At 61.5% G+C, this 13,439-nt stretch carries 12 protein-coding genes and 2 tRNA genes; 3 read left to right on the forward strand and 11 right to left on the reverse strand.

Going from position 1 to position 13,439, the window contains the following annotated elements; translation table 11 throughout:
* Positions 1-73 precede the first annotated feature (73 nt).
* The 11 genes from HGQ17_RS10570 to dnaA all read right to left on the reverse strand — a co-directional run bounded on the left by HGQ17_RS10570 (position 74) and on the right by dnaA (position 12,205).
* A complete protein-coding gene (locus HGQ17_RS10570) occupies positions 74-478 on the reverse strand; it encodes a hypothetical protein (RefSeq protein WP_168887914.1) in 405 nt (134 codons plus the stop codon).
* Positions 479-1,068: 590 nt separating this feature from the next.
* A tRNA-Ala gene (locus tag HGQ17_RS10575) sits at positions 1,069-1,141 on the reverse strand.
* A gap of 11 nt (positions 1,142-1,152) precedes the next feature.
* Positions 1,153-1,272, reverse strand: coding sequence for a DLW-39 family protein (locus HGQ17_RS15085; protein ID WP_211090601.1), 120 nt, complete (start codon positions 1,270-1,272; stop codon positions 1,153-1,155).
* Between the two features lie 2 nt (positions 1,273-1,274).
* Positions 1,275-1,348, reverse strand: a tRNA-Ile gene (locus HGQ17_RS10580).
* 82 nt (positions 1,349-1,430) lie between these two features.
* On the reverse strand, positions 1,431-2,114 hold the full coding sequence (locus HGQ17_RS10585; RefSeq protein ID WP_168887915.1) for a DUF3566 domain-containing protein: 684 nt from the start codon (positions 2,112-2,114) through the stop codon (positions 1,431-1,433).
* 60 nt (positions 2,115-2,174) lie between these two features.
* Positions 2,175-4,763 (reverse strand): DNA gyrase subunit A, encoded by a 2,589-nt coding sequence (gene gyrA / locus HGQ17_RS10590; protein ID WP_407670783.1) that lies wholly within the window; start codon positions 4,761-4,763, stop codon positions 2,175-2,177.
* Between the two features lie 17 nt (positions 4,764-4,780).
* Positions 4,781-6,865 carry a DNA topoisomerase (ATP-hydrolyzing) subunit B gene (gyrB, locus tag HGQ17_RS10595; protein ID WP_168887916.1) on the reverse strand — a complete coding sequence of 695 codons (2,085 nt, stop codon included), beginning with the start codon at positions 6,863-6,865 and terminating at the stop codon, positions 4,781-4,783.
* Between the two features lie 338 nt (positions 6,866-7,203).
* Positions 7,204-7,800 (reverse strand): DUF721 domain-containing protein, encoded by a 597-nt coding sequence (locus tag HGQ17_RS10600; protein WP_168887917.1) that lies wholly within the window; start codon positions 7,798-7,800, stop codon positions 7,204-7,206.
* Positions 7,797-9,008, reverse strand: coding sequence for a DNA replication/repair protein RecF (recF, locus tag HGQ17_RS10605; RefSeq protein ID WP_168887918.1), 1,212 nt, complete (start codon positions 9,006-9,008; stop codon positions 7,797-7,799). The genes HGQ17_RS10600 and recF overlap by 4 nt, the downstream gene beginning before the upstream one ends.
* A gap of 25 nt (positions 9,009-9,033) precedes the next feature.
* Positions 9,034-10,161, reverse strand: a complete 1,128-nt coding sequence (gene dnaN / locus HGQ17_RS10610; protein ID WP_168887919.1) for a DNA polymerase III subunit beta — start codon at positions 10,159-10,161, stop codon at positions 9,034-9,036.
* A gap of 532 nt (positions 10,162-10,693) precedes the next feature.
* Positions 10,694-12,205 (reverse strand): chromosomal replication initiator protein DnaA, encoded by a 1,512-nt coding sequence (dnaA, locus tag HGQ17_RS10615; RefSeq protein WP_324615257.1) that lies wholly within the window; start codon positions 12,203-12,205, stop codon positions 10,694-10,696.
* Positions 12,206-12,339: 134 nt separating this feature from the next.
* On the opposite strand from dnaA, the gene rpmH reads away from it, so the two are divergent.
* From rpmH to yidD, 3 genes are all read left to right on the forward strand, one after another.
* Positions 12,340-12,477: a 50S ribosomal protein L34 gene (gene rpmH, locus HGQ17_RS10620; protein WP_084709957.1), complete on the forward strand. Its 138-nt coding sequence runs from the start codon at positions 12,340-12,342 to the stop codon at positions 12,475-12,477.
* A gap of 72 nt (positions 12,478-12,549) precedes the next feature.
* Positions 12,550-12,921, forward strand: coding sequence for a ribonuclease P protein component (rnpA, locus tag HGQ17_RS10625; RefSeq protein ID WP_168887920.1), 372 nt, complete (start codon positions 12,550-12,552; stop codon positions 12,919-12,921).
* Positions 12,918-13,406: a membrane protein insertion efficiency factor YidD gene (gene yidD, locus HGQ17_RS10630; RefSeq protein ID WP_407670784.1), complete on the forward strand. Its 489-nt coding sequence runs from the start codon at positions 12,918-12,920 to the stop codon at positions 13,404-13,406. Before rnpA ends, yidD begins: the two co-directional genes overlap by 4 nt.
* The last annotated feature ends 33 nt before the right edge of the window (positions 13,407-13,439 follow it).

Below are 13,439 nucleotides of genomic sequence, written 5' to 3' on the forward strand. Positions count from 1 at the left end.
GCCCCTTGACTCGACACACCTCCACGCTCAACCGCGAATGGCCCGATTACTGCAACCCGCGCTGAAACGAAACCTACCGCTCTCGCGACACCCTCAGTAGACCCTGCAGCCCTTTGCCCAACGCCGAGGCGAACCCCTCCTGAGCGTGGGTGTTGAACTCGGGGGCGAGGATGCGTGCTGCGGCTTCTGCTACCTCAGGGTCCTCATCCGGGGCATCGGCACGGAGCCAAATGATGATGGTTGCCTGGAGTTGCTCACACCATTGGCGGGTTGCTGCGCTAAGACTGGGTAGCACAGCGACCGCGGGGTCAGCCAGCAGTCGGATCAGTGCTTGACCTTCGGCCCTCGTGAAGAGCCGCTCCAAGGCGGAGGTGACCACTCTGGCAGGGTCGGACTGGGTTTCATCGTCGTCACCTGTGGCTGTTCGGAGTGCGTATTGGCCTTCGAGGAAGGCGGTACTGAACCCCCGAGGTGCCACCTATGCCTACTTCGTCTGCTCAGGACGCGCAACCAAACGCACCCCCTGCACCCGGAGAGCCGTACCCGTTCATCTGGCAGAACGGCTGGTGGAGGACGCCTACGCCTCGATCACCATCAGCGAGGAGACCTATCAGAGCGTCGCGGCGAAGATTAGTGCGGCCTTCGACAAGCGCACCGCCGACCGAGACCAGGAAATCGCGGACCTGCAAGCTAACCGTGCACGCCTGGAAGCAGAGTCCGACAAGCTGCTGGCCGCGCACTTCGCTGACGCCATCGACCTAGCCACCTTGAAGCGCCACCAAGACCGCATCCGGGCTGGACACGATAAGCACAGCAGCAGCGCCCGGGCCTTCCTCCACAACTCTCTGCAACTGCTCACAGACGCCCAACGAATGTATGCCAGTTCAGATGACGGCAACCGCAGACTGGCGAACCAGGCCTTCTACACGCGCCTAGAAATCACCGAGGACGAAGAACTCCGGCCCCAGCTTGCTGAGCCCTTCGCCACCATCACCAACGAAGGCAGGAAACCGAAACGGGAACAAGCCACATCCGCTGATGTCGCCTGTTCCCGTAACGAACATTGGGTGGAGGCTAGGGGACTCGAACCCCTGACATCCAGCTTGCAAAGCTGGCGCTCTACCAACTGAGCTAAGCCCCCGTGAAGGGTATTTATTTATCGACCCGATCGGTGGCCTGATCCCAGACCTGTCGGGTTTCTTCCGACTTCCGCCACTCGCGGTAGACCAAGTATCCGGTCACACCGGCTGCTACTACAAGTAGACGTTTCATCGTGGGCGTACGAGGACTTGAACCTCGGACCTCATCGTTATCAGCGATGCGCTCTAACCGCCTGAGCTATACGCCCTAAACCTCTTCAAGGGGCCGCCCCGGAGAGCGACCACTCTACGTTACACCAGCTTCCCGCCGAGCAACAAATCGGGACAAGCTCAGTCGTCGGTAAGGGTTACGCCAATACCGCCGACCAGCGAGGCCGAAAGGTTGTACAGCACTGCCCCCAGCATCGAGATCACTGTCAGCAGCACGACATTGACCACCGCAATGATCGTCGCAAAGGAGGCAATCTGACCCACCGTCACCATCTCTTCGACAGCGAAGGTAGTTCCACCGCCTTCAGGGCCCAGCAGCTGTGCACCGAGATCGTTGACCCGGTCGAAGATGCCGGTCAGCTCCATCATCGACCACAGGGTCACCGCTGCGACAACCAGCATGATGCCCAGTGCCACTGAGAGCAGGAAGCTCATCTTCAGCACTGACCAGGGGTCCACCTTGGAGACAAGCAGACGAGCCTTACGGACCTTCGCCTTCGGAGTGGGCCGAACCAGCGGCTGCTGGGGGCGTCCACCATTGGGGCGGGGACCAGCCGGACGCGGACGTCCCTGCGGCCGGGTCTGCTGTTTCCCGGTGGTGGGCTTAGGCCGCGGTGCCTGTGGGCGCGGACGTGGCGCGCCCTGGGCGGGAGCGCCTACAGCCTGGGTAGCGTTGGGGTCCTGCTCAGGCTTGATGGCAGGAATATTCGTCAGCGTCGCACCACGGGGCCTCGGGGCGGGGAAGCGGCTCTTGGCGTCGGAAGAGCCCTGCTGGCTTCCCGTCTCGCCGTTGCTTTCGCTCACTGCAGACCTCCATGGGCGGGATACGTCGTGTACATCGAGAGATAACGGTACTGCATCTGGCTAGTCTGAGCTTCCAGAATTCTGAACCCCAGCTTCAGGTGTTGCCGCATCGTTACCGTCTTCTTCTTCACCTTCGGCGGCTTCAAGGGTTTCACCAGATGCTTTGGCGACCTTGAGAATACGGTCATTCTTTCGCGGTTTGGCGAAAATCACACCCATAGTGTCACGTCCGCGGGGCGGAACACCGGATACGGGGGAGCGGACAACGTTGCCGGAGTTCATCACAACCAGGACTTCGTCATCCTCTTCGACGACCATCGCGCCAACGAGGTCACCGCGGTCCTCGACGAATTTGCCGACCTTGATGCCCAGGCCGCCACGGCCCTGGACCCGGTAGTCATCCACATGGGTGCGTTTGGCATAACCGCCCTCGGTGACGATGAAGACATAGGAGTCAGCACTGACCACATCAGCGGTCAGCAGCTCATCGTCCTCACGGAACTTCATACCGGTCACACCGGAGGTGGCCCGGCCCATGGGGCGCAGGGCCTCATCGGTTGCAGTGAAGCGCAGGGACTGACCGCGCCGGGAGACCAGCATGAGGTCGTCCTCGGCGGAGATCAGTTTCGCCGAGACCAGTTCGTCCTCTTCGCGTAGGTTGATGGCGATCACACCGGCCTGGCGGGGAGAGTCGTAGTCGGTGAGCTTGGTCTTTTTCACCAGACCGGATTTGGTAGCCAGCACGAGGTAGTCGGCGTCGTCGTAGTTCTTCAGGGTCAGCACCCCGGCGATGTGTTCATCGGGCTGGAAGGCCACGAGGTTGGCCACATGCTGTCCCTTGGAGTCACGTCCGGCCTCCATGAGGTCGTAGCACTTAGTGCGGTAGACCCGGCCGAGGTTGGTGAAGAACAGGATCCAGTGGTGGGTGGTGGTGACGAAGAAATGCTCGACGACGTCGTCGGCTCGCAGCTGGGCGCCACGGACACCCTTACCGCCACGGTGCTGGGCCCGGTAGTTGTCGATCTTGGTGCGCTTGACGTAGCCGTCGCGGGTGATGGAGACGACCACATCCTCTTCGGGGATGAGGTCTTCCATGGACATATCGCCGTCGTAACCACGGACGATGTGGGTGCGGCGGTCATCGCCGAACTTCTCGACGATGGCGCCGAGCTCCTCGCCGATGATCTGGCGCTGGCGGTCCTCGCTGGCCAGGATCTCCTTGAAGTCGGCGATCATGCGCATCAGCTCGTCGTATTCGTCCTGGAGGCGCTTCCGCTCCAGGCCGACCAGGCGGCGCAGCTGCATATCGACGATGGCGGTGGCCTGTTCGTCGTCGATGTCCAGCAGTTTCTTCAGGCCTTCGCGGGCCTCATCCACGCTGGCTGAGCCGCGGATGGTCTCGATGACCCGGTCGATATCGTCGAGGGCCTTGAGCAGACCGACTTTGATATGCGCCTCGGCCTCGGCCTTGGCCAGCCGGAACCGGGTGCGCCGGACAATGACATCGATCTGGTGCATCACCCAGTGGTGGACGAAGGCGTCCAGGGAGAGGGTTCGCGGCACCCCGTCGACCAGGGCGAGCATATTGGCGGAAAAGTTCTCCTGCAGGGAGGTGTGCTTATAGAGGTTGTTCAGGACCACCTTGGCCACAGCGTCGCGCTTGAGCACGATCACCAGGCGCTGACCGGTACGGCCGGAGGACTCATCACGGATCTCGGCGATGCCGCCGATCTTGCCGTCCTTGACCAGGGCGGCGATCTTCCGGGCCAGAGCATCGGGGTTGGCGTGGTAGGGCAGCTCGGTGACCACCAGACAGGTGCGGCCAGCGATCTCCTCGACGTTGACCACTGCGCGCATGGTGATGGAGCCGCGGCCGGTGCGGTAGGCATCCTCAATCCCGCGGGTGCCCAGGATCTGGGCGCCGGTGGGGAAGTCAGGTCCTTTGACGCGTTCCAGCAGGGCCTCGAGCAGTTCCTCACGGGTGGCCTGGGGGTTCTCCAGGTACCACTGGACACCGGAGGCGACCTCGCGCAGGTTATGCGGCGGGATGTTGGTGGCCATACCCACTGCGATACCGGAGGAGCCGTTGACCAGCAGGTTCGGGAACCGGGAGGGCAGAACGACGGGTTCCTGCTGCTTGCCGTCGTAGTTGTCCTGATAGTCGACGGTGTCCTCGTTGATATCCCGGACCATCTCCATGGCCAGCGGGGCCATCTTGGTCTCGGTGTAACGGGGGGCAGCTGCGCCGTCGTCGCCGGGGTTGCCGAAGTTACCCTGACCGGCAGCCAGGGGGTAGCGCATCACCCAGTCCTGGATAAGGCGGACCAGGGCATCGTAGATCGCGGAGTCGCCGTGGGGGTGGTACGAACCCATGACATCGCCGACGACGCGGGCGCATTTGTTGAAGCTGCGGTCCGGGCGGTAGCCGCCGTCGTACATCGCGTAGAGCACGCGGCGGTGCACGGGCTTGAGGCCGTCGCGCACATCCGGCAGGGCACGGCCGACGATCACGGCCATGGCGTAGTCCAGGTAGGACCGCTTCATCTCGGTCTGGAGGTCGACCTGGCGGATCCGGTCGCCGGCGGCCAGTGCGGTGGGGATATCAGCGGGAGCGTCCGGGGTTCCGGAGTTCTCAGTATTCTCAGTCACGAATTAAGAGCTCTTTCTCAGATGTCGAGGAAACGGACGTCCTTGGCGTTCTGCTGGATGAAGCCACGGCGGGATTCGACGTCTTCACCCATGAGGATGGAGAAGATCTCATCAGCGGCGGCGGCATCCTCCATGGATACCTGCAGCAGAGTCCGGTTATCGGGGTCCATTGTGGTCTCCCACAGTTCGGAGTAGTCCATCTCACCGAGACCCTTGTACCGCTGGATGCCCAGTTCCTTGGGAAGTTTCCGCCCGGCGGCCCGTCCCTTGGTCAGAGCCTCGTCCCGTTCGGCGTCGGTGAAGACGTAGTCGGGGTCGCCGCCGGTCCACTTGATCTTGTACAGCGGCGGCTGGGCGAGGTAAACGTAGCCGTGCTCGATCAGCGGCCGCATATAGCGGAACAGCAGGGTGAGCATCAGGGTGGTGATGTGCTGGCCGTCCACATCGGCATCGGCCATCAGCACGATCTTGTGGTACCGGAGTTTGGCGATGTCGAACTCCTCGCCGATACCGGTGCCGAAGGCGGTGATCATGGACTGGACTTCCTGGTTGCCCAGGGCCTTATCCAGCCGTGCCCGTTCCACGTTGAGGATCTTGCCGCGCAGCGGGAGGATCGCCTGGGTGCGGGGGTTGCGGCCTCGTTTGGCCGAACCGCCTGCGGAGTCACCCTCTACGAGGTAGATCTCGGATTCGCTGGGGTCCTTGGAGGAGCAGTCGGCGAGTTTGCCGGGCATACCGAAGGTCTCCAGCGGGGACTTCCGACGGGCCTGCTCACGGGCCTTGCGTGCGGCAAGCCGGGCCTGGGCGGCCGACTGGGCCTTGCGGATGATGTCTTTGGCGGTGGAGGGGTTCCGTTCCAGCCAGTCGCCGAGGTATTCGTGGACAACACCCTGGACGAAGCCGCGGGCCTCGGAGTTGCCGAGTTTGGTCTTGGTCTGACCCTCGAACTGTGGTTCGGAGAGTTTCACGGAAATCACCGCGGTGAGACCCTCACGGATGTCCTCACCGGTGAGGTTCTCTTCCTTCTCCTTGATATAGGCCTTATCCCGGCCGTAGCGGTTGACCAGTGCGGTCAGCGCGGAGCGGAAGCCTTCCTCGTGGGTGCCGCCCTCGTGGGTGTTGATGGTGTTGGCGTAGGTGTGGACCGACTCCGAGTAGGTCAGGGTCCACTGCATGGCGACCTCCGCGGCGATGCCGCGCTCTTCGTCCTCTGCCTCGAAGGCGATGACGTCATCGTGGACGTTCTCGGCCTTTTTGGTGGAGTTCAGGTGCTTGACGTAGTCGAGCAGGCCGTCGTCGTACTGGTAGACCACCACCCGGCCGGCGCCCTTCTCCTCGGCGATGGCGTCTGTGCCCTCACCGGGTTCTGCCGGCTCTGCCTGTTCTGCAGAGTCCACCTCGGCTTCGTCATCGTGCTTTTCGACGATCTCATCGGCGACGACGACGTTCTCTTCGATCTGCCGCTCATCCCGCAGGGTGATTCGCAGACCCTTATTGAGGAAGGCCATCTGCTGGAACCGGGCGCGCAGAGTTTCGAAGCTGAACTCGACGGTGTCGAAGATCTCGGGGTCTGGGTAGAAGACCTGGGTGGTGCCGGTGGTGCTGACCTCTTTGCCCTGGGTCAGCTGCTGGACGGTCTTACCGCCCTCGGCGAAGGCGATGTTCCATTCGTGGCCCTGCCGGTGGACGGTGGTCTCGACCTTGCGGGAGAGCGCGTTGACCACGGAGATGCCCACACCGTGGAGACCGCCGGAGACTGCGTAGCCGCCGCCGCCGAACTTACCGCCGGCGTGCAGCACTGTCATCACGACCTCGACAGTGGGCATGCCTTCGGTGGGGTGCATATCCACCGGGATGCCGCGCCCGTCGTCCTCAACCCGGACGCCGCCGTCGGCCTGCAAGGTGACCTGGATGTGTGAGCAGTACCCGGCCAGGGCCTCATCCACCGAGTTGTCGACCACCTCGTAGACCAGGTGGTGCAGGCCCCGTTCGCCGGTGGAACCGATGTACATACCCGGACGTTTCCGGACCGCCTCGAGCCCCTCGAGGACGGTGATATCGGATGCGCCGTAGTTACCGTCTGCTATGTCCTGTTCGCTCACTCTGCCATTCTACCGGCTGAAGCCCCGATTCCTGCATTTCTGAGCCGGTTTCGCGGCCCTTACATAGCTCTAGGAGACTCCAGAAGGCCTCTGGGACCGATCCGCACACCGCTTAATGGGGCTGTGATCGGGTATCGGGCTCTCAGTGCGGCAAATCGCAAGACAGCTAGTTCTTGTAAAGACGGTGGGTTCCCCTCCGGTGCGAACCCTCCTCCTTCACTCGCCGATCCGCCTTCGGCGGAGTCGGCTCCTCACAAGAGATCCTCCGGGTTCGCACCTCCGACCCACCGCCTTACGTTGTTATGCCAGGGCGGAGGGGCACCCACAGTCCTCATGGCCTAGCCGTAAGTATCGCGGGGGCCGCGGCCGCCGCGGACGGAGTAGCGGCCGCGTTTCCAGTTGGGCACCTGGGGTCCACGGATGTCGATATCGGTGACGATCCCCTTGCCGAGCTCACCTTCGAGCACATTCATCAGTTTGGACTTCATGAGTTTGAGGTTCGTGGCCCAGGCGGTGGAATCACAGATCACGACGACGACGCCGTCCTCAAACTTCTCGGGTTTGCAGTGCTCAGCAATGGCCTCCCCGACCAGCTGCTCCCACCGGCTGATCACCGAGCCGACAGCTACTGGAGCGCTCCACCCTCGGGTGCGCACCAGGGTTTTCAGGGACTCTCCGATGGGTTTGGGGTCCCGCAGATCACCGGTTTGGGCCTTGGATCGCGAGCGTGGGGCAGCAGTCTGGCGTGGATTTCCCTGCAATGAGGTGTTCTTCGGAGGTTTGCGCAGTCGGGTCTCGCCGCGCTCCTCAGCGGCTTTCCGAAACCGGTTGAACAGCTCTGAGGCAGCATCCTGAGGTGGTGCATGCTCCTCCGGTGCAGCTGTGCCATTAGAATTCACACCGGGGGTTGGTCCCTCTGTGTGGTTATCACTCATGACTCATCTTCACCTCCCTGGATGGGAGCGGCTGTACTGATCTGGTCTGTGGATTCCACACGGTAAGCATTGGCCAGCAGCTTCTCAGGGACATCATCATCCACTGCGGCAGTGACGATCAACTGTTCGGCGCCGGTGGCGAGATCGGCGAGTCGACGACGACGACGTGCATCCAGCTCGGCGAAGACATCGTCGAGAATCAGGATCGGCTGGGAACCCTCTGAAGGGTCGTCATCGAGCATCACTCGATAGGTGGCCAGGCGCAGGGCCAGGGCGAAGGACCAAGTTTCACCATGGGAGGCGTATCCCTTCACCGGGGTGGTGTCCAGGGTAAAGGCGATATCGTCGCGATGCGGTCCGACCAGGGTCAGTCCGCGTTCGTGTTCCTTCTTCCGTCCCTCCTGCAAGGCGGTGAGCATCAACTCGGCTAGCTCTTCGGCACTTGCGTTCTCCAGCTGATCATCGGTCTCGGCACCGGTGTCCCCGGCGTCGTCGTCCTCATCGTGCCCGGTCAGCGAGCAGAGGTAGCGCAGCCGGGCTGTGCGGACAGAATCCGAGAGATCCTGATACGCCTGGGCGGTATGGGGACGCAGATTCCGCAGCATCTCCAGCCGCGCCTTCAGCAGGCGGGCGCCGGTTTCTGCCAGCTGCTGATCCCAGACCGCCAGTGTTGATTCATGGGTGGGAGTGAATCCCTCATAGCGGATGGATTTCAGCAGGGCATTGCGTTGGCGCAGAACCTTCTCATAGTCCTGACGCAGCCGGCCCAGGGTCGGACGCAGCTGCACCGCGAGAGTGTCCAAGAGACGACGACGGACCGAGGGGGAGCCCTTGATCAGCTCCAGGTCCTCAGGCGCGAAGAGGACAGTTCGCAGGGTCCCTAAGATTTCGGTGGCACGGACAGCTGAGCCACGGTTGATCCGTGCCCGGTTGGCCTTGCCGGGGTTGATCTCGACTTCCAGGAATGCGGACTGGTTACCGCGGTGAGCCTCTGCGCGGATGAAGGCCTGCTGGGTGCCGTGGCGGACCAGGGGTCCATCCTGGGTGACCCTATGTGAGGAGAGACTTGAGAGGTAGCCGACAGCTTCGGCGATATTGGTCTTGCCAACGCCGTTGTAGCCCAGCAGAACATTGGGGCCGGGCTGGAAGATCAGCTCGGCATCGTCATAGCTGCGAAAGTTCTGGAGCCTCAGATGGGAAAGCCGCATAGGCGGTGGACCTGGGGTTTGTGGATTACTGGTCCATCATGCGGACTGGCATCAGGAGGTACCGGAAGTCCGTGGTGTTCTCGCCGTCGGGGGTCTCCTGGCCGGTGATCATGGCCGGTTTCGGGGCGGAGACGAAGGAGAACCGCAGGTACTCAGTGTCGATCACGTTGAGACCTTCGTTGAGGTAGGCGGGGTTGAACCCGACAGTGATGGCCTCGCCGTTGAGCTGGGCGTTGATGACTTCAGAGGCGGAGGCGTTGTCATCCACACCGGCATCCAGAGTGACCTGGTTGTCGTCAGTGAACTGCAGACGTACCGCACCATTGCGTTCTGCCACCAGGGAGGCACGGCGGGCGGCTTCGATGAGCTCTGCGGTGTTCACCACGGCGTTGATCGGTGTCTCTTCGGGGAAGAGCTGCCGGATCTTGGGGTAGTCGCCGTCGACCAGCACGCTGGTGCTGCGACGGCCGCCGGAGGAGAAGCCGACGAGGTCATCATCCTCCGAGACAGAGATGGTCAGATCTCCGCTGGCGGCCAGGGACTTCGCCACATCGTTGAGCGTCTTGGCCTTGATCAGCAGGGAGGTCGAGATATTGGGATCTGCCGGGCGCCAGGTGATCTCACGCATCGCCAGCCGGTATCGGTCGGTAGCGAAGAAGGTGATGGTCTCACCTTCGATCTCCATCTTCACGGTGGTCAGGATGGGGAGAGTGTCATCCTTCGATGCAGCGGTGATGACCTGACCGACTGCATGGGCGAAGTCGGTGCCGTCCACAGAACCGGCGGGGCTGGGCTGGCTGGGCAGATCTGGGTACTCATCCACCGGCATGGTGGTCAGCGTGAAAGTCGAGGACTTACAGGTGACCACAACTTTGGTCTCCTCCAGGGAGAGGGTCACCTGTGCTGCCGGCAGAGACTTCACAATGTCGTTGAGCAGTCGACCGGAGACCAGGACTGTGCCCTCATCAGCGATATCAGCCTCAATGCTCAGCTGAGCAGAGACTTCATAGTCGAAGCTGGAGATTGTGACCTGAGCACCCTCGGCAGAGATCAACAGTCCGGAGAGAACGGGGGCCGGGGGCCGAGGAGACAGTGAGCGCGCAGCCCAGGAGACCGCCTCGGACAAAACGTCACGGTCAACGGTGAACTGCACGGTGGATCTCCTTGCTAGTTGATGTCAAGCACATTTACGGCTGTGTCCGTCGAACGAGCTTACCGCGAACCCTAGATATGCCGAAAGTCGTTGGTTGAAGCACAACATCTTGCGTACGGGCGCCGAGATGTTGCTTGTTGATGACAAATTTTTATGTGAGGGGCAGAAGTGGGAGTAACTGGTGTGGATTCTGTGGATAACTGCCCCCTTGGCGCTGATCAGCGGGTTTTCCCTGTGCACTTGGAGGTGGACCGTTCACGCTGGCTCTGTAAATTACACGGGGAGGATTTTGCCCGCCATTTTGCGGCTCTCCCCACAGCTTCCGAAGTTCTCCACAGCAATATGGGGATTAGTTCCCACATTTTCCACCGGTTTATCCACAGGTGTGAGAAGTCTGACTCCCAAACTTCACCCCACCCTGTGGATATGTGGGAAAAATTGTGGAGTATGTGGATGTCAACTCGGAGCTAGGGCGCTGATTCTGCGGAACTACATCGGTGAAAGTTGTGTAGAGGGGAGAACTCCACACCTGTCAGCGACTCTGTTTGATCTTGTTCGTCAGCTCCGTGACCTGGTTGAACACCGCCCGACGCTCAGCCATCAGTTCCCGAATCTTCCGTTCGGCATAGATCACGGTGGTGTGGTCACGGCCGCCCAGGGTCTGACCAATCTTCGGCAGCGACATCTCGGTCAGCTCCCGCAGCAGATACATGGCGATCTGCCTGGCCGTGACCAGATTCCGGCTGCGTGACTTCGACATGAGGTCATCCACGGTGAAGTCGTAGTAATCGGCAGTGGCATTGATGATCTGATCCGCTGTGATCTCCTTGGCGTGGTCATCTGAGATGAGATCTCGCATCACCTGCTCGGCCAAGGGGAGGTCCACCGCCTCCTTATTCAGTGCCGCATAGGCGGTCACTCGGATCAGCGCCCCCTCGAGCTCACGGATATTGGTGGAGATCTTGGAACCGATGTACTCAAGCACGTCATCGGGGCAGGAGAAGTTCTCCGCGATTGCCTTCTTGCGCAGAATCGCAATCCGGGTCTCCAGATCCGGGGGTTGGATATCGGTGATCAGACCCCATTCGAAGCGCGAACGCATCCGCTCTTCGAAACCGGAGAGCTGCTTAGGCGGCTCATCGGAGGTGATGACCACCTGCTTATTGTTGTTGTAGAGGGAGTTGAAGGTGTGGAAGAACTCCTCGACTGTCCGTTCCTTATCGGCCAGGAACTGGATGTCATCCAACAGCAGCACATCCACATTGCGGTATAGGGACTTGAAACTGGTGCCCTCGTCGTCGCGGATGGAGTTGATGAAGTCATTGGTGAACTCCTCAGAGTTCACATAGCGCACCCGGATACCGGAGTAGAGCCGCTGGGCGTAATGACCGATGGCGTGTAGGAGGTGGGTCTTGCCCAGACCGGAGTCCCCATAGATGAACAGGGGGTTATAGGCCTTCGCCGGTGCCTCGGCCACAGCATTGGCGGCTGCATGGGCGAAGCGGTTGGAGGAACCGATGACGAAGGTGTCAAAGGTATAGCGCGGATTCAGTCGAGAGGTCTCAAAGCTGGCGGTGTCAGTGGGCAAGGCTGCCTCAGCCGGTGCCGGGGAGATCGGCGAGCCCATCGGAGAAGGGTTCCGCGGTGGCAGCGGAGTCTCAGCACTGGCTGCAGTCCCCTGTGGAGGAGTCGGGGCAGGATTCATCGAAGGCGGTGTCGGCGCTGGCGAAGGTGCCGGAGCCTCATCCTTATCCTTCTGCGCCTTGGCCAGCTCGGGGTCGATCACATAGGCACAGAGGATGTCCTTGCCGAAGACTGTGCGCAGGGCCTCAGAGAGTTCAGCCTGCAATGTGGAATGCAGAAGCTGGCGAACCCGCTCATGGGGGACGGCAAGCAGCAGCGTGTCGCCGATCAGCTGATCGGATTGGGGGACCGCCCGGGCTACATCAGCCAGCTTGAGGCCCGTGATTCCGTGGTTTTCGCGCAGCTCGGTGAGGACCTGCTGCCACTGGGCAGAGACTGAGGTATTGGCTTCGGCTGACACGCCGACCAGTATTCCACAGGTGTGTAGATCGCGGCACGCTTGTGGATAACTGTCCAGAATTTGACCTATTCATGATATAGGGACTATTGTTTTGCAGTTACTGACTTCAATCACCATTACTTTGGGAGTACACAGTGAGCAAGCGGACTTTCCAGCCGAGCAACCGCCGTCGCAGCCGTAAGCACGGTTTCCGGTCCCGGATGCGCACCCGCGCGGGACGCTCGATCATCTCCGCCCGCCGCAGCAGTGGGCGCAAGAAGCTTTCCGCCTGATATAGCGGCAGATCCAGCCCGTCCCGGCCATGCCGGCGGCGGGCTCTTTCTGTTTCTGGGACACTTCTGATCATGCTGCCCAAACCCCATCGCCTAACCCGATCACAGGACTTCACCACCGTGATGCGCCAGGGTGCCCGGGCTGGCAGCCGCACCCAGGTGGTCGTCATTCAGCTGAGGCAATCCGAAGACCCTGGGGCCTGGCGCTGTGGCTTCGTCGTCTCCAAGGCTGTGGGAAACGCTGTGATCCGGCACCGGGTAGCCCGCAGACTCCGCCACCTCGCCGCCGACCTCATCGCCGAAACTGTCGGTGAACTGCCCCAGGGCAGTGGGATGGATGTGGTCGTCCGCGCCCTTCCGGCCAGTGCGGAAGCAGAATATGAACAGTTGAGGGCAGATATGGCCTCCGGTCTGCGCCGGGCCCTGCGAAAGGCCCAACAGTGACCCACCCCGCGGCGAACCCCAACCATGAGACCGAATGGGTCCGTCATCGGGATTTCTACACTGAGGATTTCGACGCCGACCCTTCCACACCTGCAGAAACGCCCGACGACGAAACCCAGCAACCACAACCTGCAGCCGAAGCGGTCACCGCGGAAGAGATCCGACGCGGTCATTGGGGAGCGTTGCGAGAGGCGCCGTCGATCCTTCTTGTGCTGTTCATCAAGGCCTGGCGGAAACTGCTATCCCCGCTCTACGGGGATGTGTGTAGCTTCTATCCGAGCTGTTCGGCCTATGGGTTAGAGGCGGTGACCGTCCACGGACTGATGAAGGGTGCACCGCTGACCGCCTGGCGGATCCTACGATGCAATCCCTGGTCAGGCGGGGGCATCGATCACGTTCCACCTGGCCGGAGAGTCTGGCCGCGCGGTAAAGTGCCCAAGATTGTAGTGCTGAATCACCCCTCGATTCCGCGTGACCCAGACTGACCAGGTACCCTGAAGGTTGATTTTCTCGCCCTT

The organism is Nesterenkonia sedimenti (assembly GCF_012641515.1).
Taxonomy (GTDB): Bacteria; Actinomycetota; Actinomycetes; order Actinomycetales; family Micrococcaceae; genus Nesterenkonia; species Nesterenkonia sedimenti.

Bases quoted from the DNA above. Each gene is read 5' to 3' on its own strand.
- HGQ17_RS15085 (WP_211090601.1), bottom strand. From the start codon at position 1,272: ATGAAACGTCTACTTGTAGTAGCAGCCGGTGTGACCGGATACTTGGTC.
- HGQ17_RS10600 (WP_168887917.1), bottom strand. From the start codon at position 7,800: ATGAGTGATAACCACACAGAGGGACCAACCCCCGGTGTGAATTCTAAT.
- recF (WP_168887918.1), bottom strand. From the start codon at position 9,008: ATGCGGCTTTCCCATCTGAGGCTCCAGAACTTTCGCAGCTATGACGAT.
- rnpA (WP_168887920.1), top strand. From the start codon at position 12,550: ATGCTGCCCAAACCCCATCGCCTAACCCGATCACAGGACTTCACCACC.